Raw genomic sequence first — 21,449 nt, forward strand, 5'->3', positions numbered from 1 at the left:
AGCGGCGTAAGTTGCTACGCGGTTTTGGCGCCGAGCTGATATTAACACCGGGCAGCGAGGGGATGCGCGGTGCAATTGCTCGTGCCGAAGAGCTACTGGCTGAAATCCCGAATAGCTTTATGCCGCAGCAATTTAAGAATCCGGCCAATCCGGCTATCCACCGGGCGACGACAGCCGAAGAGATCTGGCGTGACACCGATGGGCAGGTTGATATTGTGGTCGGTGGCGTCGGTACCGGTGGCACGCTGACCGGTATTGGTGAAGTGCTTAAACCACGTCGACCGAGTCTACGGATTGTAGCGGTCGAACCAGAGGCATCACCGGTATTGTCAGGTGGTAAACCCGGCCCCCACAAGATTCAAGGCATTGGTGCCGGTTTTATCCCTGATGTTCTGAATACCAGTATTCTCGACGAGATTCAGCAGGTGAGTAATGAAGATGCCTTTGCGATGGCACGTCGTCTGGCACGCGAAGAAGGGCTGATGGTCGGTATTTCGAGCGGTGCTGCCGCAACGGCTGCCTTGCGCGTTGCCCGCCGCCCAGAGAACGCCGGGAAGTTGATCGTCTTTATCGTGCCTTCAAATGGTGAGCGTTATCTCTCCACACCGCTCTTTGCCGAGGAGTAAAAGACGCCCCCACCAATCCATCCTGATGGACGGGCGCAGCGGTGCTGCGCCCCTTTCACATCACTGCTCCCTGTTCTCTCATGATCACTGCTACTAACACGCCAGAAAGAAAAGTTAGGGCACCAATCACCCACATTGACCAGGATATGCCCAGGGTATCGGCTAGAATGCCTGCCAGTAAGGCACCGATCACATAACCGCTATCACGCCAAAAGCGATAAACCCCTACTGCGGTAGCACGCCAGCTCGGATGAGCAACATCACCAATTGCCGCTAACAAGGTCGGATAGACCAGCGCTGTGCCAACCCCTAGCAGTGCACTCGCGCCAACCCATTCCCAAAAGTTGTTGGTTGTCGGTAAGAGCCAGATAGCAATCGCCTGTATCAGCATCCCACCAGCAATCAGCTTTTTCCGCCCGATATGATCGGATATGGCACCGGTCACAAGTTGTAGCAATCCCCAAACTGCCGGATATATCGCCACCAGAATACCTACTTCGCTAAGCGATAAGCCGACCATAGCAAAGAAAACCGGGAACAGGCCCCAGGCCATACCATCGTTGAGATTGTTGATCAGACCCGCCTGACTCACTGCAAAGAGGTTACGATTTCGCCAGCTTGTTAGCAAAAATACCCTGGTAAAAGTTTCTGGTTGAAACGTAGTGGATGTGGTACGACGATGTTGATGGACTTCCAGGGCCACAAAGTCTTTGGTCTCGTGTACAAAAAAGACTGAAATAAGTAATCCGGCCAGTACAAATATGATACCGAGCCAGAACGGTTCTGGACGAAGACTTGTTACTGCTGCCAGATACCCGGCTCCCAGTGCTGCCAGGGCGACTGCCAGATACCCGGCAGCCTCATTTAACCCCATCGCCAGGCCGCGGCGAGTTGGTCCTACCAGATCAATTTTCATGATAACAGTCGTTGACCAGCATAATCCCTGGTTTATGCCGAGCAAGACATTTGCGAAAACGACCCAACTCCAGTCAGGGGCAAACATAATGATCAGCGGTACGGGCAGCCCACTGAGCCAACCGGCAATAAGTGTTCGTTTACGTCCGATTCGTTCACTGATTCCTCCGGCAAACAAGTTTGTGATGGCTTTCACCAACCCAAAACTGACAATGAAATGAAGGGTAGAAAGATGTGAGGCTAACCCAAATTCAGCTCCAGCTAATAGTGGTAAAACCGTTCGCTCAATACCGACCATCCCGCCAACAAAGGCGTTGACGAGTACCAGCAGGGTAAACTGCGACCAATTTTCACGCAGACCGAGGGTGCGTGTAGGTACTACGGATTGTAACTCATTTAGAGGCATCAGAATCACTAGTGGTAGAGCGTTACATATATGGCTTACGCTACAACGTCTGCACAATCGGATATCCGGCCAATTGCCATTCAGCAATCCCTTCCTCTAAACGTGCACCACGGCGACCACTAGCGAAGATGAGTGATAGCGCCTCATCAGCGTAGCTACAGAGTGGGCCGCGACAATAGGTCACTATCAGCTTATCCATCGGCAAGTCATCGATTCGGGTTGGCAGTTCGGTAAGCGGGATCGAAGTTGCATCGGGCAGATGAGCAGCAGCAAATTCCTCAGCCGGACGTACATCAAGGAGAAAAATCTCGCCACGTCTGATACCTGCTCGCAATGTTTCCATTGAAATGACCGGAAATTGTTGACGTTTGGGTCGGTACCGTTCGATTGCCCGCTCGACACCGGCAAGTTGCTGTACGGCAATATTGCGCACCTCGCTCCAGAGACGTACCACCGCCGGATCGGCCAGACGGTACCGAACGGTCGTTCCCTGCCTTTCGCCGATCACCAGACCGCCCTGTTTCAAGCGTTGCAAGTGTTGTGAAGTGTTAGCTATGCTCATTCCACTGGCAAGAGCAAGCTGTTCGACACTGCGAGGTGCTTGCACGAGCAGATCTAGCAGTTCGAGGCGATGAGGATTGGCAAGTGCCTGGGTCACTATGGCGATTTGTTGAAAGAGTTGTTCTTTTGCCGCTCTGTTCATATTTTCAATAGATTTGTTAAATATTTGAAGACAAGGATACACCATACCATCACCTTTGTCAATCTCTGCGTTGCCAGCTCTAGAACGTAGAGTTAGCGACGGCTCCGACGAAAGAAACGCTGCGATGGATGTCCGGACGCTGCGCTGCGGCACCTAGACCAATCTTCTCCTGCAAGCAGATTTTTCAGATCGTCCTTATTATCAAACTTGAATCAGACAACTCGCGAGAATGCTAATTTGCTATCATAAAGATACGGACGGCAGATCATCGGTCATCCCAAAACCGCAACGGTATCCCGCAATAGATAGCAGTCTACTGGTGAAACTGTACATAATAGGGTGGGCAGAGCAAATGCGGCTGAGTGACGACAGAACAACGACTAAGTGTTACACACTTGAACTGTCCTTGCCGTTAGATGTAGGCGAGAATCATCCACCGCAGATGTAGAACATTTGCTCGTATAATGTTTAACACCCACCGTAACCCATGTGGGATAATGTGGGATAATGTGGGATAATGTGCGATATGGGGTGTCAACCAATTCTGCCAATCGGGTATAATCTGTCTATCGAAGATCGCTTTTAGCTGACGGAATATCTTCTCGTGAATGCACAACGTTCTCCCTCGCTAAGTAATCTGCACCTGCTTACCGATTTTGTCCAGCGCGTGCGGACAAATGTGGAACAGGTGATCGTTGGTAAGACTGCTGCTATCGATCTCTTGTTGATCGCACTGCTGTGTGGTGGTCATGTGTTAATCGAGGATGTTCCTGGGGTTGGAAAGACTATGCTGGCTCGAACCCTGGCGCTGTCGTTAGGGCTGCGTTTTCAGCGGGTGCAGTGTACGCCAGACCTGCTGCCCAACGATCTCACGGGGGTGAGTGTTTACCGACCTCAGAACGGTCAGTTCGTGTTCCAACCTGGCCCGTTGTTTAGTCATATTGTGCTGGTCGATGAGATTAATCGTGCTACACCGCGCACACAAAGCGCGTTGCTCGAGGCGATGGGGGAAGCACAGGTGAGTATCGATGGAGTGACCCATCGTTTGCCAGAGCCGTTTTTAGTGATCGCAACTCAGAATCCAATTGAGTTTGAGGGCACCTTTCCTTTACCGGAAGCACAGCTTGATCGGTTTCTGCTCCAAATACGCCTCGGTTATCCTTCGCCGGAAGAAGAATTGCACATGTTGACACTGCTGGCCGGTGAGCATCCTATTTTCAAGGTGACGGCAGCAGTTGATGGTTCGCGACTTCCCGATTTGCAACGGATGATCTATGCGGTGCGGGTAGCGCCATCGTTACGCGAATATCTGGTTCGCCTGGCTCATGCTCTGCGTCATCACCCCGATCTGGCATTGGCGATGAGTCCACGGGCGACTCTGGCATTGTTTCGCGCCGGTCAGGCACGGGCAGTATTGGCCGGGCGCGATTATGTGCTGCCTGACGATTACAAGGCGTTGGCTGTGCCGGTTTTGCAACACCGGTTGTTGGTGCGCCCGGCAGCGACGTTGCGTGGTCGTACCAGCGCCGATATACTGGCTGAGGTATTAGAGAGTGTCGAATTGCCCCTAGAGTAGGTCTTGTGAAGGGATTAGAGCGTTGCGATGGTCACTATCTTTGCGCTGTGCCGCTCCTGCAATGAGTTCGGTAAGGTGGTACTTGTAACCAAAGGAAGGGAATCGCCATGGCAGTGCTTACACTCACCCGTGACGGGCCGGTTGCGACCCTAACATTACAACGGCCAACAGTGCATAATGCGTTTAACCCTGAGATGATTGCTGGCATTACCGAAATTTGCACTGAGATTCGGGCTGATCCGGTGCTCCGCGTGCTCGTTATACAAGGTGAGGGACAGTCATTTTGCGCCGGCGCCGATCTGAACTGGATGCAGGCCAGTCTTGCTTATTCGCGTGAGGAAAATCTGGCCGACGCCTCGCGGCTCGATGAAATGTTTACCGCCCTCGATACATTACCGCAGGCGGTTGTTGCGCGCGTGCATGGAGCTGCCCTTGGCGGGGGTGTAGGGCTTGTCTGTTGTGCCGACTATGTCGTTGCTGCTGAAGAGGCAACCTTTGGTCTCACCGAGGTACGATTGGGATTGCTGCCAGCGGTGATCGCCCGCTTTGTCACTGCCAAAATTGGTTTGGGTCACGCTCGTGCACTGTTTGTGACCGGGCGGCGGATCAAAGCGGATCAGGCGTTGGCTATCGGGTTGGTGCACGAAGTAGTTCCCTCAGCTCAGATCGATCAGGCGGTAGACCAGGTGGTCGGTGACCTCTTACGTGGCGGGCCACGGGCAATTGCGCTCAGTAAAGCCCTGCTACAGGTGGTTCGTACCGGTTCCATCGAAGAAATACGTCGCCTGTCGGTTGAGGCCATTGCCACTGCCCGTACCGGTACTGAAGGTCAGGCCGGGGTACGCGCATTTCTCAACCGGCAATCACCACCTTGGGTACCAGAGCGATAGGTTCGGGATGCGCCATTTGTACAGTGTAAGGGTCGGATCGTATGCCTGCTTTTATCGTTCGCCCTGTGACCAGTGCCGATATACCCGCCCTGGCTCGCCTGATTGTTGAACTGTATCATGCCGAATTACCCGGTTTACTGAGCGGCTCCCAATGTGGTCAGGAACAGCTCCTGGCCTACACCCTGCGTGCAAACGGTGAAGCTGCACTGCAGCATCGACTGGTTGTGTGTGATGAGCAGCAGCAGGTTGTCGGAACCGGTATGGTGCAGTTTCCTACCGAACCGGCTTATGAACGTGCGCCACAGGGAACGATCGCAGTGGCGCTGCGTGAGCTTGGGCTAGTACCGACACTCAAGCTAGCGATGGCGGTTGTTCGTACCCTTTTTGGAGTGTATCGCCACACGAACCGACACAGTGCGTTGATCCATTCAGTGGTTGTATCTGCGCCGGTGCGGGGTCAAGGTGCCGGACAACTATTGATGAGCGCGCTGGAAGCTCAGATTCAGGCACGCGGGCTGGAACGTTCTCGTCTGCAAGTGTTGCAGCATAACACGGCTGCCCAACGCTTCTACCAGCGGCTTGGCTACCGCGAAATCTGGCGTCTAGACGGCTGGCGTTCCCGGTTGAGCTGGTCAAGTCTGGTGATGGAGAAGGTGTTGACAGGATAGGTCGGATCGGCGCTCCGTGACTATCGTCGTAGAGGAGGGGCTAGGCGGTGCCTCACCCCTCCTCGTGAATCGCATTACATCAATCGCCGAGGTTCATCCGTCGTGATGTCATGGATGATTCGGATAGGCGCTAAATGGACGTCAGATAGCTCCCTGTGGGCAATCACTCTTGCAGATCAGACCAAAGTTGCAGGCGCTGGCATCAACAATCACCGCATACGTTCCACGAGTATATTCGTATTGAACGCAGCGCGATTCTGTCATCGCACCGCGCTGGCATCCTGTGCTGAAGCATAGCTTTACTCACCTAGGGGGCGACGTGGCGTAAGGCGGCAATCGCTCCGCGCGTGATCAAGTCACTGTCATTGACGATAGTAATGAAGCGAAACCCCAGCGCAGCTAGGTCGGCAGCCCATTCTGGACTGGCGTAAATACCGGCAACCACGTTATGCTGCTGGCAAACTTCAACGACGCGACTGAGAACGGCCCGGAAAGCGGGGGCCGAAAAATCAACCGGTATCGGCAGACCAAGGCTCAAACTGAGATCGGCCGGTCCAATGTAGAGACCGGCAATACCGGGCGTCGCAGCAATTGCCTCAATTTGATCAAGGGCACTGGCAGTTTCAATCATTGGGAAGATAACCGGGATGCGGGCAACCATCGCTGGCTCGGCTACTCCGTGCACAACCCCAACCCGTACCGGCCCGTAGCTCCGAATCCCTTCTGGTGGGAAGCGACAGGCAGCCACCAATGCCCGCACGTCATCTGGCCCAGTAATGAGGGGGGCGATAATTCCTGTTGCGCCACGGTCGAGAGCACGCATAATTGCCGCCGGCTCATTCCAGGCTAAGCGCACAAAAACCGGACACTGCCGCTGGTCGATAGTGTGGAGAATCTGTAAAGCGGTGGGATCGTCGATCAGGCCGTGCTGGAGATCGATGGTTAGTGACGGAAAGCCGGCTGCTACCAACAACTCGGCACTCCATGGACTAGGGATGGTGAGCCACGCATTATAAACTACTGTGTTAGCGGCCCAGCGTTGACGCAGTTGGTCCGTCATACGTCTATCTCCATCTCATTGTAGAACGGGTATCGAATGCACTGTTATTCATCCGGCTCGTCATTCACCGTTACGCCGAGTGCCCGCTCGATCCGATCAAGACGGGCGCTAACTGTGCGTCGCCACGCTTCTTGTTCAACCAGATTCGCACGGGTACGGTAGAGTATCTCTTCCTGTAACCGACGAACGCCACCGATACGGTCGGCCAATAATCCGATCAGAAAAATGATCAACGCCATTAAAACCAGTACGCTCCCGACCAACAACGACTGATCGTTAGAAGCTGATAACACACCCAGACGGCGACCGATGAAAACCGTCGCTGCCCAGGCAAGAAGAAGAACTCCGGGGACAGCGAAGAAGAGTGCAATATAACTGAATACTTTCAGCGGTTCGTAGGTTGTGTAGGTACGGGCAATGATGGCAGCCTGCCGTTTGACAAAATTCCAGTTACCGCGATGGAGGCGCGAGGGTCGTTGCACAGGGTTAGTTTTTATCGGTACCGCGACAATCGTGAGCCGACGTTTGCCAGCCTGAATCAGATTTTCTACGGTGTATGAAAAATCCGAGGTGACGAAGGTACGAAGCGCAGCTTCACGGGAGAGTGCACGAAATCCGGAAACAGTATCGGGGACGTTGGTCTCGGAAGCCCAACGCACCACAGCACTTCCGACGTGTTGAAGCACCTTTTTCAACGGTGAGAAGTGTTCGATTTGATGAACCTGCCGATCACCGATGACAATATCGGCTTTCCCAGTTAGGATTGGGGCAATCAGGAGGGGAATCTCACTTCCAGGATACTGGTTATCGGCATCGGTATTGACAATAATGTCAGCACCAAGGCGTAATGCGGTATCAATCCCGGTCTGGTAGGCAGTTGCCAATCCTTTGTTGGCGGTGTGGCGCACAACATGATCGGCACCAGCGCTCAGCGCGACTGCAACAGTGTCATCGGTGCAGCCATCATCGATAACAAGTACCTCAACCTGATCCACGCCGGGAATCTGACGGGGAATGGCGCGAATGACATCGCCGATAGTATCACGTTCATTGAGGGCTGGAATCTGGACGATCAGTTTCATGCCCATCCTGCTATCATCCTTGTTGCGGGGCAGCTCCATACGCTGCCCCTACCCTTGTGTGCGTCACAAAGGCCGCTGAAATCCCCTATTTGGCTCCGATTTCGCCACGGATGAAGCGTTCGGTTAGTTCACGCGCTTCGTAATCGGTGAACTGACGCGGTGGAGTCTTCATAAAATAACTGCTCGGTCCATACAAGGCGCCACCGATCCCGCGATCAAGCGCCAGCTTGGCACAGCGGATGGCGTCGATCACCACTCCAGCCGAGTTTGGCGAATCCCAAACCTCTAGTTTTAATTCGAGGTTGATCGGCACGTCACCAAAGGTGGTGCCTTCCATACGGATGTAGCACCACTTGCGGTCACCGAGCCAGGGTACGTAATCGCTCGGTCCGACATGCACATTCTCGGCGGGGAGTTCATAGCCCAACTGTGACGTTACGGCCTTGGTCTTGCTGATCTTCTTGCTCTCAAGACGCTCGCGTTCGAGCATATTGAGGAAGTCGGTATTCCCGCCGAAGTTCAACTGATAGGTGCGGTCAAGTCGCACACCTCGCTCTTTGAACAGTGTGGTCAAGACGCGATGAGTGATGGTTGCGCCAACCTGACTCTTGATGTCGTCGCCGATAATCGGCAATCCCTTCTCTTCAAAGCGACGTCGCCAGTACTCCTGGCTGGCAATAAAGACCGGAATACAGTTGATAAATGCGCAACCGGCGTCAAGTACCTGCTCGACATACCACTTGGTTGCCATTTCACTACCGACAGGGAGAAAGTTGACCACGACATCGGTGTGCGTCTCGCGCAGAATCCGTACAATATCATCGGTATCCCGCTTCGATTTACGGATCACCGTGCTGAGATACTTCCCGATGCCATCATGCGTCATCCCGCGTGACACCGGTACTCCCAGTTTTGGTACATCGGCGAAACGGTAGGTATTGTTCGGTTCAGCGAAGATTGCCTCGGCCAGATCGCGATCAACCTTGGTATCGGCAATGTCAAACGCGGCCGAAAACTCAATGTCGCCGACGTGATAGCCCCCCAGATTGACATGCATCAAACCGGGAATGTCATCGCCATCACGAGCGTTTCGGTAGTAATGAACACCCTGCACTAATGACGAGGCGCAATTACCAACGCCAATAATCGCAACGCGGATCTTCTTGCTCACAGCGCTTCTTTCCTTTCAACATAGCTTCCTGAGGCGGTAGCCGCAACATGGCGGCATGGATCAACACGCCATTGTACTCTTGTTACGGTACTTTGTAAAATAGGCCATTATCCCCCTTCTGGCGTTGGGGTTGGCTCGGTTTCAGGTGATGGCTTAGGCGTTGGGGTCAGCGTGGGCGTTGGGGTTGGCTCAGTTTCGGGTGATGGCTCAGGCGTTGGGGTCGGCATGGGGGTTGGGGTTGGCACCGACACGATAGAGACGGTGACCTCTGGCGGTTCACCCACCAGCCGAACGCCGTCGGGGAGGAGCGGCTGTACCTTGAACTGATAGACACCAACACCTCGCCCGTTTAAGTTAAGCGTTACCACGAGCGGAGTAGCAGCCAATGCGTTCAATCGGTCGCTGGTACCGGCAAAGGTCATCTCAACCACATTTGGCGACACGACCGCCGTCAATCCACTACCGAGCCCGGTGAGTGTCACCTCCACCGGCAAACGTACTTGAAATGGCAGCGGAATTGGTGTGATCTGAACGGTAACCCGTACTGCGTTTGGTTCGTTTTGAGCTGGCGAGGTACCTGCTGGCACAACAAGCGGCACAATTCGCACCACCGTCTCGCGGGCATCGGCAATATCGATCGCTTCAGTTGCCAAAAAACTAATAGTATCAAGCGGGCCAGAGCTACCGGTCAACGTAATTAACGGCGGCTCAACGTTGATGCCGGTGACGACGAAGCCCGGCGCCGGAGTGCCGATAATAACCGGCGACACCGGCACGAGCCGCAGGCCAACAACCGGGTTGATCGGGATGGTAACGGTCACGGTTGCCGGTTGTACTTGTACCCCTTCAACCGGCTGATTACTGGCGTCAACCGGGGTCAGGTTGAGTGTCGCCACGTATGAAGCGCGGAGTTGGGCAATGTTAGCAACAGTGCGGGCCGCAGTTACCCGCATCACCCGACTCTGTGGACCGCTGACCGTAACCGTACTGATCGGAGCGCCGTTGTAGCGCACTTCTGGCTCACCCCGTTCAAAACTAAACGGTGGTGAACCAAGAATGTCCAGATTAATCGGTACCTTTACCGTCTCGATTGGTTCGATCCGGATATTAATAGCGGCAGGTTCAACACCATTGGGGGGGATGCTAAACGAGATATTACTACGGGTAGCCTGGACGTTAATCGGTACCACATGATCACCCGGCCCTAGCCCGCTTAGGTCGGCCACAACCCGAATATCAACCGGTCGTAGTTCCGAACGCTGACGGCGGTCGGTGCGTAGGGTGACATCAACCGAGGGGAAGATCGTCGTTGGTAGACCATTGGCATCAACGACCACCATATCTTCGCTCAGACCAACCACTTGTAGCGTCAAATCGTCGAAGCGCACCGTCTCTTCTGGATTTTCACTGAACGAAACAAATGACCAGAGAGCGAAACTTAAGCCCATTGCCAGTAAGGCGCGTAAGATGGCCGAACGAACGCTACTCATGCCGCCCTCTTCGTCTCTGTGTCAAGCGGCACCTGCATGAGATCGGCTAACATTGTGCGCAGACGTGCCTCGGTGAGATAACTTACGATGCGGCCATCGCTCACCAACGAAATTGCACCGGTCTCTTCTGAAACGACAACCGCCAGCGCGTCAGTCTGTTCAGTAATCCCTTTCGCCGCCCGATGACGGGTACCGTAGCGACGTGGTCCGGCAATATCTTCACTGAGCGGTAAGACCACATTGGCAGCCAGGATGCGGTTCCCGCGGATAATAACCGCCATATCGTGCAGAGGTGCATTCGGATAGAAAATATTGAGCAAGAGCGGTATCGAAATTCGCGAATCGAGGATCACACCACGGTCGGCAAATTCTTGTAACTGAGTGCGCCGCTCGATCACCATCAGCGCACCGACTCCTTGCTGCGAGAGTTGTGCTGCGGCACGACTGATAACATGGATCGTTTCCAGCAACTCTGAGCGGTTGGCTCCGCCGAACGGTCGGCCAAAGAGATCGCTTGAACGGCCCAAACTTTCGAGCGCACGTCGTAATTCAGGCTGAAAGAGCACCGGGATCGCAACAATCAACGCCGGCGAGATAACATTTACCACCAGCCAGTTGAGCAGAGTCAGGCGATCACTGGCAACAGATGGCATCAGAAACGATATTACCAACAGAATACCGACACCACGGAGCAATTGTACGGCTCGCGTGCCACGGACAATTCCCAGCAGCCAGTAGAAGAATGCCGCAACAATGAGAATATCGATTAGCGCAAATGGCGAGGTAAACGGATTTAACCGCGCCCAGAGACGCTCAAGTTCTATCATTGCTAACTCTGTGGCGGCGCCGGCTTGCGTTGTTCAAGCATACGATTGGCGGCGCTCAACATTGCTTCGACTCGTTCCGTCTCAATCCCTGGCATCTTGAGCATCCGCCGACAGAGCTGACTTGCTTGTCCGTATTCTTCGCGCCGCATTAGCATATCGTACAGCATAAAGTAGGCTTCCATGTCCTGTTGATCGAGCGCAATAATCTGGTGTAGCTCGGCGATGGCGTTATCGTAATCTCGTTGTTGGGCGAAGATACGAGCAATCTGCTTTTTCTCGCTGATCGCTTCTTTCGTGCGGCGGGCCAGGGTATGCATCAATGCCAGCCATTGACGGGCATCGATATCGTTCGGCGCAATTTGCAAAATACGATCGTACATTTCGCGAGCGCGTTCGTGATCGCTAAGCATCCAGTACGTTTGAGCAACTTCTTGCAACGAAGCGACCGCATCTTTCAATTGACCGGCCCGTTTTTGTAATTCACTGACACGCACCAGTCCGGCCAGCCCTTGTTCGAGATACCCACGGCGCAGTTGCATCCGAGCCAGACGATCACTCATACCGATATGGTTTGGCGCCAGCCGTACCGCATATTCGAGCATCTCAATAGCTCGATCAAGCTGTTGCCGTTCTTCGTAGTAGGTAGCCATCTCATCAAGTTGCGCAAGCGACTCGGCTAACTTTCCTTGCCGGAAGTACACTTCAGCCAGTTTGGTATAGATGGTACGATCATACGGCAGAAGTCGTTTGGCTTCGAGCAAGGCCTGTTCAGCACCGGCCAGATCGTCACTGATGGCATACGCTTCGGCCATCCGTCGAACCAACTCACCGCGCGATGGCGGCTTAGCAAAAGGATAGCGTATCGATGTTTCAGGAGAAGTCTGATCGGCAACTGCCTGACCACGACGCAACTGTTCAAGTGCTGCTTCGGCCTGGCCGAGAGCGATATAACTATCAGCAGCCGCACGGTAGACCAATGCCGGTGGAAGCATCGGATCGGGTTCGCTTGCCAGCAGAATTTGGGCCTGTTCTAGCTCAAGCAGAGCGAGATGGTGCTGTTCGTGCTGCTGCTGGATCACTGCCAGGAGATAGTGCAGTAAGGCGCGATCGGCTATTAGTAATGCAGCACGGTATTCGGCTTGCACCGCAGCAAATTCGGTAGGATGTTTCTGCAATTGCGCCAACACCGTTGCCAGTGAATCCCAGATCACATTTGGTTGGTCACCCATTAACGCGAGCGTAATATTCAACCGGGCCAGTGCTACCGGATCATCGGGTGAACCCAACTCAAGAGCCTGTCGAAATTCATCAAGCGCAGCTTCAAACCGTTCGAGTTTGAGCAGGGCAAGCCCGTACTGCGCGTGCACTTCACGGTGTTGCGGTGCCCATTGGATCAAGCGCCGAAACTCTTCCAGAGCTTTATTCGTTTGCCCAAGGCGAAAATAGGTGTTGGCAACTTGTAACAGTTGCTGCACTGCTTCATCAATCCTTCCTGCCTGTTTGAGCAGTTCGGCCAGTTTCGAGCGAGCGTTGACGGCATCGGGCGAGAGTTCGATAAAGCGAAAATAGACATCAATTGCCTTTTCTGGCTCGCCACGCACGCGATAGGTTTCGATCAACAACTGATACTTCGCCAATGCCTCTTCGGGGCGCCCCTGTCGCTCGTAGATTTCACCCATACGTAAGTGAATCGGGAGGTAATCAACATTGTGGTGGATCACCTCCATGCAGGCATCCAACGCCGCATCAAGGAGACCCTGGGCAAGGTAGGTGCCACTCAGTTCTAACCATCCCGCCGCCACTTCATCGAGACCGGTTGGATCAAGGGGTGTTGGCGGTGGAAATTCGGGTGTTGATAATACTGTCGGTGCACTCATCCGTTCGAGCAACGGTAATTGCTCGAGAGATGTCGGTTCGGCAGCCGGTGCCTGATCGTCATCAGGTACCGTTCCCGAACGAAGAAAGTCGGTAATCGGACGTATCTTTCCCCAGCGCCCGCTATCTATTTCGGGTTCGGCCGGTTCCGCATCTGCGGAGACAGGCTGAGGCTGCAAGACGCCGGTGCCAATAGTACGGAGCTTGGCAAACATGTTGCGGTCAGCAAGCTCTTTGGCGCGACTCCTAAATTCAGCCGCCCGCTCGCGCCCCCATCGCTTGCTGGCGAGAAAATCGGCCAGCGTACCGTACAACGATGATGCCCGAGCCAGATCGCCTATTTGCTCGTAGATCGTGGCTGCACTCTCGTACATCGCGATCAGGTCATCAACTTCCGCTTTTCCGACCGTCTCTAGATCGACCAGCCCGATAGTGAGCTCAAACTCTTGTGCAGCCTGGGGTAACTGACCGAGATCGCGGTAAACTTGCCCTAATGCAAAATGCGCCGAAAGGGCATATTCAGGATCGGTCGCTGCCCGTGTAAGGACACTGACCGCGGCTTTAAGATTACCGTGGGTCTGGTAGAGCAAGCCAAGCGAATAGAGAACATCGGCCCGTTCGAGACCGGCCTGCAAAGCCTGTTCGTAAAGCGAGATCGCTCGTTCTTCATCACCTGCTTGCTGGCACGCTATTGCTTCGGCCACCAGTTGTTCGGGTTGCGAGGCGGAACCCCGGAGAGCACCGGTTGGATACGCAGGACGCAAACCACTCGTGCCGCGCATTGCAGGAGAAGCAACCGGTTGCCCACCGACTTGTTCACGGAGCCGATTTACCAGTTCACGGGCAGTACGCTGGTTAGGTACAAGACGAAGTGCCCATTCTGCTTCCTGCAATGCGGCGGCCAGATCGCCCTGGGCAATGAGACGCTGAGCAATTTCCAGATGCGTGTCGGCAGCTTCAGGCAATGCACCGATGTCTTCATAGAGCTGCGCCAGCCGCCGACGCTGATCATCGAGGTCGGGTTGAAGCGCGAGTAATTCGCGTAACGCCTCGGCGGCCTGCAAGGTACGCCGCTGCGTACTATGGAGATCGGCGAGCGCACGATAAGACTCAACCGCAGACGCAACATTCCCTAATTGCCGATAACACTGTGCAATGTAGTTCAAGAAAAAGGCATTGGTGCGGTCTTTCTCGTATAAATCACGAAATGCCTGTAACGCCTTATCGAACCGGTTCGTCTGGTAGAGCGCGACGGCGGCTGCGGTCAATGCCTCAATATCTTGCGGGAATTCTTGCAATGCCCGTGCTGCCGCCCGTAGCGCATCCTCCCAACGTCCCTGCGCCGATGCTTGCCGACACTGTTCTATCGCTCGATCAAAAATTGCCCGGTTGCCTGCCATAGCGTTTTTCCGCATGTTATCGGCGCTACTTTCCTAATAAAAGCAAAATGAGCGCCTTCTGTACGTGGAGTCGGTTCTCTGCCTGTTCAAAAACTACCGACTGCGGCCCGTCGATCACATCTGCCGTAATCTCTTCCCCACGATGGGCCGGCAAACAGTGCATTGCCAGCGCATGTGGTGCAGCGTGTGCCATTAATGCTGCATTGACCTGATACGGTGTAAAGACCGGACGCCGACGAGCTGCCTCGTGTTCCTGGCCCATCGATGCCCAGACATCAGTATACACTGCATCGGCGCCGGTAACAGCCTCTTGGGGTGAGGCAGTGATCGTTAATGTCGAGCCATTCCGGTCGGCCAGTTGTTCTGCCAGTTCGACAATGTCGGGAGCAGGTCGGTAATCGGGCGGACAACCGATTCGGACATTGACGCCCAGAGTGACTCCTAACAACATCAACGAATGACATACATTATTTCCGTCGCCGACATACGCTAGCGTCAGACCCTGTAAATGATCGAAGTGCTCGCGCAAGGTCAGCATATCGGCCAGCGCCTGACACGGATGTTCCCGATCAGAGAGTGCATTAATGACCGGCACTGAGGCATAGCGGGCCAGTGTCTCGATTGTAGCATGTTTGAAGACGCGAGCGGCAATAATCGCTACCCAACGACTTAAATTGCGGGCCACATCAGGGACACTCTCGCGCCCGCCCATATCGATGTCGTTGGCCGAGAGATAGGAAGGGTGACCACCGAGCTGGGTCATTCCAGCCTCGAAGGCTACTCGCGTGCGGAGGGAAGGCTTTTCAAACACGAGAGCCAGCGTTTGCCCTATCAAAGGACGATCATCGGTCATTCCGGAGCGCCATGCGGCCTTGAGTGCCGCTGCCCGATCTAACAATGCCTCAGCTTCCGTGCGGCTCAGATCGGATGCAGAGAGAAAATGTCGCAAGGTCATGGGAATGTCTTTCTGTTCTGATGAACTCATCGAACGGCTTGTCGTTCTTGTTCAGGATCGCTACCGCAAACGTGTGTACTGACCCATTCGCCCTGTATGTTACGGACGAGGCGTATCGCGGCGGCGGCGGCGCGAATTGTAACGCTGTTCAAGACTTAACCGGCGGTAATCACCTGCTTCAATCAAAATTCGTTCCCGGCAGATCGCAGCATCAAACATTCGCGAGAGAATCCGTGGATCAATGTCCTGCGGGTCACGATTACTGGTGATCACCGTCGGTAGGGCATAATTATACCGATGGTTCATGATCTGGTAAAGTTTTTCCCGCGCCCAGGGTGTTGTATTCTCGGTGCCCAGATCATCGAGAATCAGTAGTGGCACGTCGCGCACCAGCTCAAAGCGTTCATCGTAGGCCGTTTCGGAATTCGGGCCAAACGTCGAGCGCAGATGATCGAGCAGATCGGGCACAACGGTGAAAAGCACCGGTGTGTGGCGGTTGAGCGCTTCATTGGCAATAGCGGCTGCCAGATGGGTTTTACCACAGCCGTACCCACCAAACAAGACCAGCCAGCCCTGCGGACTTTGAGCATACTCGTAGGCACGGGCAAAAGCACGTTGAACCCCTGGTACCGTGCGGTCGAAGGTGGCGAAGGTTTTGTCGCGCAAGGGTGCCAGATTCGAGAGTCGTTCAAGCTCTTCAAAGCGTCGCCGTTCCTTCTCCGCCTGTTTACACCGACAGGTGATCAGCACACCAAAGTTGGGGTCACCATACGGCACATCGAGCGTATAATAACCGGCCCCACGACAGATCGGACACACCGCTTCAGAGGTCGCTCTCGTCGCTTCCGCGGCGGAAGAGGTGTCCGAGTTGGCCATGGGTATATTTTTCAATATCGATAGGTCGTCCGGTGTGATACGGCGCAGATTCTCGTCCATTTGTGGCCCACCTCTCCAGCATGCGCTGAATATAACGCCACGAACGCACGTTCGCTCGTACTGCCTCGCGAATCGCATCTTCCAGCCATTCCGCCGGATAGCGATCACTGGCAGCACGCAGTTCTTCAAGCAGCAACGGCGTTACCAGACCAATGTTTTGTTCGTACAATTCGATCAGGCTTGGTCGTTCCCCATCGAGTTCATCGGCCGGCGGTACAATGCCACCGGCCTTGACCTGTTCTGCCCAGGCGCGGTTAGCCGGTGTATTGATAAGGTACCAGTTGCGTACCCGACCATCACGCGGTTCGACCAGATGTAACACAGTACCCCGCCGTACTGCCGAAACCAGCCCTTCATCGAGCAATTCTTCAAACGAGCGTAAGGCACTGAGTGTTTGTAATGACCGGCGGAGTACATCGTCGTTCAGCAAATCTTCCCAACTGAGTCGACGGGGACGGCTGCGGAGACGACTGATCCGATAGAAGAGATGCAGGGTAACTTTAAGTTCACTCGGCTTCGTAATCGCCGGTAACACGTCGGTAAAAAACTCTGGTGGAATACCGATCAGTCGTTCGGTTGTGAAGCCGCTGAACGTCATAGCTTACCTACTACCGGGGTATGTCCGGTCGTGCTCTTCCGGTTCATGATACATCCTGACTGTGCGTAGCGCATGCAGTACCTGATCGTCTGGCGTCAAGACTAGTTCGATGTCTGGTACACAGAACCCATCGAGCTGACGACCGCGATGGTGCACCGATGCTGAGAATCCATGGTACCACATCTCGACGGTGTGCAGTCAGCGAAGCAGCCTCTTGAACAGGGGTTTCAACGTTTTCATCTACCCAGCAGTGGAGAGGAGCAGAGAACGAAAAACGAAACGAGTGCAGGAAAGAGCATCGTGTTCTGGTTACCCTTCTTACCTCCCCCCAGACCCTTTTCGCCCAGCAGAGAAAGGGAAGGAGCGAAGAGACCCCGACACTGAGCACGCTGAACACCATCCCTCTATATGGAAAGTGATGAACAGAGAGGGATTATTACTCTACAATGTTGTACTTTCTTATACGACATTTCGTAGCAGATCAAAACGAAAGCTGGGCAGCGCGTGCAGAGACGCGCTGCAGATAGGTTCGGAAACGCGCTATACCGCTCTTGACTGCGGTCTGAGCGGGTGAAAATGGAGAACAGCCCGGCCTGAAGAAACACCGGCCCCCGCTCAGACCCGCTCTGGCGTCGCCCAGACCGGCGGGCGTTTCTCGACAAACGCTGCCACACCCTCTTGGGCACAGGGTTCCATCATATTGCAGGCCATCGTTTGACCAGCGATCCGATAAGCTTCTTCGATAGGCAATTCAAGCTGGCGGTAGAAGAGCGATTTACCAATCGCAATCGACACGGCTGGTTTAGCGAGTATTGCGTCAACTAATCGCTGCACCTCGGCATCGAGTTCTGCTGGTGGAACGACCCGGTTCACCAACCCCAGCCGCTGAGCCGTTTCTGCATCGATAAACGCACCGGTCACCAACATTTCAAATGCTGCCTTACGCCCAATATTCCGCGACAAGGCGACCGACGGTGTCGAACAAAAGAGACCAACATTGATACCAGAAACGGCAAAGCGGGCTTCGGTTGAGGCGACAGCCAGGTCACACATCGCCACCAACTGGCAACCGGCAGCCGTCGCTATCCCGTGAACACGAGCAATAACCGGTTGCGGCATCCGCTGAATAGTCAGCATCATTTGACTACAGCGGGCAAAGAGGTCTTCATAATAACTCTGTTCAGGATGGGCCTGCATCTGCTTGAGATCATGCCCGGCACAGAAAGCCTTACCGGCGCCGGCCAAAACCACGACACGGGCTTGCGGGTCAGCCGAAATCATATCAAGTTCATTTTGCAACGCAGCCAGCATCTCTTCCGACAACGCATTAAATTGGCGTGGCCGATTAAGGGTGAGGGAGACAACCCCACGATGATCAACCTCGCGTACCACGTATGGTTCGCCTGCACCTGCGTGCTCTTCCATCGTCATCCTCCTGATAGATGTGTTAACGGGGGGTGATTACCATCATTGTACACGAAAAAGAGTAACAACGCGGGTGTTCCACCATTTCTACCTGCGTTCGGCTATGTCGAATAGAGGTATCGACAGGGGCAATTGTTGACTCTATAATCGAGAGTACCGCGAAGAAAAAATTTAAGCTAACACGCTGACGCGGCAACGGCGCTAGGACTTTATTTCACAGAGAGGTGGAGCATGGCGGTGTCCGAAATGGTAGCGGAAACCAGCGTAGCCGAGGCTCGTCCAATGAATGGACATGAGTATCTGGAAAGCCTACGCGATGATCGGGTGGTTTACTTCCAGGGAGAGCGGGTCAAAGACGTTACTACACATCCGGCCTTCCGTAACTCAGCACGAATGGTTGCTCGTTGGTACGATCGTTTGCACGAACTTCATCGGGAAGATGTCGAGCGGGGTGGGCCAGAACATTGGAAATGGACAATTCCGACCGATACCGGCAGTGGTGGCTGGACACACCCATTCTTCGCTAGTTCACGCACGATTGATGATCTGGTGCGGGCACGCGACACGATTGCCGAATTACAACGGGCTGTATACGGCTGGATGGGACGAGCACCCGACTACAAAGCAGCTTTTACCGGTACATTAGGTGCTAATGCCGAATTCTATGCACCATATCAGGAAAATGCTCGGCGCTGGTATCGGAAGACCCAAGAAGAGCTGATCTACTGGAACCACGCGATTGTTAATCCACCAATTGATCGCAACCGACCACCAGACGAAGTGAGCGACGTATACATGCACGTTGAACGGGAAACCGATGCTGGCTTGATCGTTTCAGGTGCCAAGGTTGTCGCCACCGGCAGTGCACTGACTCACGTCAATTTTATTGCTCATTACGGGCCACTGCCAATTAAAGACAAGCGATTTGCCCTAATTTTCGCCGTACCAATGAATGCCCCCGGCGTAAAACTCATTGCACGCACCTCCTACGAATACAATGCCGCTGTAACCGGAAGCCCCTTCGATTACCCACTATCGAGTCGGCTGGATGAGAATGACTCAATCCTGGTCTTCGATCAAGTCTTGATCCCGTGGGAGAATGTATTCGTCTACGGAGATATCGAGAAAGTCAATACCTTCTTCCCTCTTTCTGGCTTCGGTCATCGCTTCCCCCTACACGGCGGTACACGATTTGCCGTCAAACTCGATTTCATTACCGGTCTGATGCTCAAAGCCGTAGAGGCAACCGGTGTGGCCGAATTCCGAGGTGTACAGGCACGACTGGGAGAGATTGTCACCTACCGCAACCTCTTCTGGCAACTCACAGAAGCGATGGTACGCAATCCGATGCCTTGGGTTGATGGTTATCTCCTACCTAACCTGGAAGCGGCTTTCGCTTATCGTGTCATGGCGCCGGATGCGTATGTCAAAATTAAGGACCTGATTGAAAAGGATGTAGCCAGCGCTCTGATTTATCTCCCCGCACACGCTGCCGATCTCAAGAACCCTGAAGTGCGAACCTATCTTGATCGTTTCGTCCGTGGCTCAAATGGCTACAGTGCGTGCGACCGGATCAAGCTCATGAAATTGCTCTGGGATGCGATTGGTACTGAATTCGGTGGCCGACACGAACTGTATGAGCGTAATTACGCTGGCAACCACGAAAACATTCGTATCGAGACACTGGGGGCCGCGACAGCGATGGGTGTGACTGAGCAGATGAAGGCTTTTGCCGAGCGCTGCATGGCTGAATACGATCTCGACGGCTGGACGACGACCGATTTGATCAACCCAACCGATGTCAATGTGGTCATGAGGCAGCATTAGTAAACATAAAAGGAGGCAGTTATGAGTGAACCGATCTTCGACACACATCAGCTAGCCCATGTCGAAATCCTCACCCCAAAACCGGACCAAACCCTCTGGTTTTTCCGCGACTTGCTTGGCATGGAGGTAACCACCCAGCAAGGGCAATCGGTCTATCTACGCGCCTATGAAGATTGGTATCATCATACGCTCAAAATCACCGAGGCCAAAGAACCAGGACTAGGTCATGTATCCTGGCGAGCAAGCTCAGCACAAGCCCTTGAGCGACGGGTAAAGGCAATTGAATCTTCAGGGTTAGGTAAGGGCTGGCTAGATGGTGACCTTGGTCATGGGCCATCCTATCAATTCACAACACCAGACGGTCACCCAATGGAGATTCTTTGGGAAGTAGAATACTTCCAACCCGACGAGAATCAGAAGTCACCTCTGCTTAATCGTCCCCAAAAGCGTCCGTTACGCGGTGTGCCGGTACGTCGGCTCGATCATGTTAACCTGCTGGCGTCGGATGTAACTGTCAACAAGCTATTCCTGATGGAACAACTCGGCTTCCGGCTACGGGAACATATTGTACTCAGTGATGGCGTGGAGGCTGGTTGTTGGTTAAGCGTATCGCCGCTCGTTCATGAAATCGCCCTGATGCGTGACGGAAAGGGCGCCCGTGGCCGTCTCCACCATGTGTGTTACTGGTACGGATACCCGCAAAATCTGAATGACCTGGCCGATGTCTTCCGTGAGCAGGGCATCTTTATTGAAGCTGGCCCCGGTAAACACGGTATCAGCCAGGCCATGTTTATGTACGTCTACGAACCGGGTGGCAATCGGGTTGAGCTGTTTGGTGATCCAGGATACCTGATTTTCGATCCGGCGTGGAAACCCATTGTCTGGACAGAAGAGACGCTGGCGGCTGGAATTGTCTGGTTCGGTGGCAACCTGCCCGGTGAATTCTTCCTCTACGGCACGCCACTTGTTCACGAACAAGAACCGGCGCTCGCTTCGGATTAATTGGACGGTAAGAAGCG

General features: G+C 54.1%; 18 protein-coding genes. 6 read left to right on the top strand and 12 right to left on the bottom strand.

The genetic code is table 11. From position 1 onward, the window contains the following. Nucleotides 1-626 (top strand): pyridoxal-phosphate dependent enzyme (locus JE47_RS0112405; RefSeq protein ID WP_031460069.1); only part of this gene is annotated, 626 nt, incomplete at its 5' end. Nucleotides 627-681: 55 nt separating this feature from the next. Here the strand turns inward: JE47_RS0112405 and JE47_RS0112410 are convergent. Both JE47_RS0112410 and JE47_RS0112415 read right to left on the bottom strand, forming a co-directional pair. Next, entirely contained in the window at nucleotides 682-1,947 is a 1,266-nt protein-coding gene (locus JE47_RS0112410) for an MFS transporter (RefSeq protein ID WP_031460070.1), read from the bottom strand. Between the two features lie 40 nt (nucleotides 1,948-1,987). Continuing rightward, nucleotides 1,988-2,650, bottom strand: coding sequence for an ArsR/SmtB family transcription factor (locus JE47_RS0112415; protein WP_031460071.1), 663 nt, complete (start codon nucleotides 2,648-2,650; stop codon nucleotides 1,988-1,990). 604 nt (nucleotides 2,651-3,254) lie between these two features. Here JE47_RS0112415 and JE47_RS0112420 point away from each other — a divergent pair. The 3 genes from JE47_RS0112420 (at nucleotide 3,255) to JE47_RS0112430 (ending at nucleotide 5,784) form a co-directional block, all read left to right on the top strand. Next, a complete protein-coding gene (locus JE47_RS0112420; RefSeq protein ID WP_035419427.1) occupies nucleotides 3,255-4,226 on the top strand; it encodes an AAA family ATPase in 972 nt (323 codons plus the stop codon). A gap of 107 nt (nucleotides 4,227-4,333) precedes the next feature. Further along, nucleotides 4,334-5,116, top strand: a complete 783-nt coding sequence (locus JE47_RS0112425; protein WP_031460073.1) for an enoyl-CoA hydratase-related protein — start codon at nucleotides 4,334-4,336, stop codon at nucleotides 5,114-5,116. Nucleotides 5,117-5,157: 41 nt separating this feature from the next. After that, complete coding sequence (locus tag JE47_RS0112430) at nucleotides 5,158-5,784, top strand: GNAT family N-acetyltransferase (RefSeq protein WP_031460074.1); 627 nt, start codon at nucleotides 5,158-5,160, stop codon at nucleotides 5,782-5,784. Between the two features lie 307 nt (nucleotides 5,785-6,091). On the opposite strand, the gene JE47_RS0112435 is transcribed toward JE47_RS0112430, so the two are convergent. The 10 genes from JE47_RS0112435 to JE47_RS0112480 all read right to left on the bottom strand — a co-directional run bounded on the left by JE47_RS0112435 (nucleotide 6,092) and on the right by JE47_RS0112480 (nucleotide 18,603). Beyond that, entirely contained in the window at nucleotides 6,092-6,844 is a 753-nt protein-coding gene (locus JE47_RS0112435) for an HpcH/HpaI aldolase family protein (protein WP_031460075.1), read from the bottom strand. Nucleotides 6,845-6,888: 44 nt separating this feature from the next. Then, nucleotides 6,889-7,926, bottom strand: coding sequence for a glycosyltransferase family 2 protein (locus JE47_RS0112440; protein WP_031460076.1), 1,038 nt, complete (start codon nucleotides 7,924-7,926; stop codon nucleotides 6,889-6,891). 85 nt (nucleotides 7,927-8,011) lie between these two features. Next, entirely contained in the window at nucleotides 8,012-9,097 is a 1,086-nt protein-coding gene (locus JE47_RS0112445; protein WP_031460077.1) for an inositol-3-phosphate synthase, read from the bottom strand. Between the two features lie 107 nt (nucleotides 9,098-9,204). After that, the gene (locus JE47_RS0112450; RefSeq protein ID WP_031460078.1) at nucleotides 9,205-10,587 is read right to left on the bottom strand and encodes a CdaR family protein; all 1,383 of its coding nucleotides are present in this window, start codon (nucleotides 10,585-10,587) and stop codon (nucleotides 9,205-9,207) included. After that, a complete protein-coding gene (gene cdaA, locus JE47_RS0112455) occupies nucleotides 10,584-11,414 on the bottom strand; it encodes a diadenylate cyclase CdaA (RefSeq protein ID WP_031460079.1) in 831 nt (276 codons plus the stop codon). Before cdaA ends, JE47_RS0112450 begins: the two co-directional genes overlap by 4 nt. Nucleotides 11,415-11,416: 2 nt before the next feature. Then, nucleotides 11,417-14,689, bottom strand: coding sequence for a tetratricopeptide repeat protein (locus JE47_RS0112460; protein ID WP_031460080.1), 3,273 nt, complete (start codon nucleotides 14,687-14,689; stop codon nucleotides 11,417-11,419). A gap of 25 nt (nucleotides 14,690-14,714) precedes the next feature. After that, entirely contained in the window at nucleotides 14,715-15,644 is a 930-nt protein-coding gene (gene argF / locus JE47_RS0112465; RefSeq protein ID WP_031460081.1) for an ornithine carbamoyltransferase, read from the bottom strand. A gap of 99 nt (nucleotides 15,645-15,743) precedes the next feature. Beyond that, the gene (locus JE47_RS0112470; protein ID WP_031460082.1) at nucleotides 15,744-16,421 is read right to left on the bottom strand and encodes an ATP-binding protein; all 678 of its coding nucleotides are present in this window, start codon (nucleotides 16,419-16,421) and stop codon (nucleotides 15,744-15,746) included. A 46-nt stretch (nucleotides 16,422-16,467) separates the two neighbouring features. Then, entirely contained in the window at nucleotides 16,468-17,178 is a 711-nt protein-coding gene (locus JE47_RS0112475; RefSeq protein ID WP_031460083.1) for a DnaD domain-containing protein, read from the bottom strand. Between the two features lie 615 nt (nucleotides 17,179-17,793). Further along, nucleotides 17,794-18,603, bottom strand: coding sequence for an enoyl-CoA hydratase (locus tag JE47_RS0112480; protein ID WP_031460084.1), 810 nt, complete (start codon nucleotides 18,601-18,603; stop codon nucleotides 17,794-17,796). 231 nt (nucleotides 18,604-18,834) lie between these two features. Here JE47_RS0112480 and JE47_RS0112485 point away from each other — a divergent pair, with 231 nt between their 5' ends. Further along, nucleotides 18,835-20,430, top strand: a complete 1,596-nt coding sequence (locus JE47_RS0112485) for a 4-hydroxyphenylacetate 3-hydroxylase N-terminal domain-containing protein (RefSeq protein WP_031460085.1) — start codon at nucleotides 18,835-18,837, stop codon at nucleotides 20,428-20,430. 21 nt (nucleotides 20,431-20,451) lie between these two features. Further along, nucleotides 20,452-21,432 (top strand): catechol 2,3-dioxygenase, encoded by a 981-nt coding sequence (locus tag JE47_RS0112490; protein WP_031460086.1) that lies wholly within the window; start codon nucleotides 20,452-20,454, stop codon nucleotides 21,430-21,432. The last annotated feature ends 17 nt before the right edge of the window (nucleotides 21,433-21,449 follow it).

It is taken from the genome of Chloroflexus sp. MS-G (genome assembly GCF_000735195.1).
Lineage (GTDB): Bacteria > Chloroflexota > Chloroflexia > Chloroflexales > Chloroflexaceae > Chloroflexus.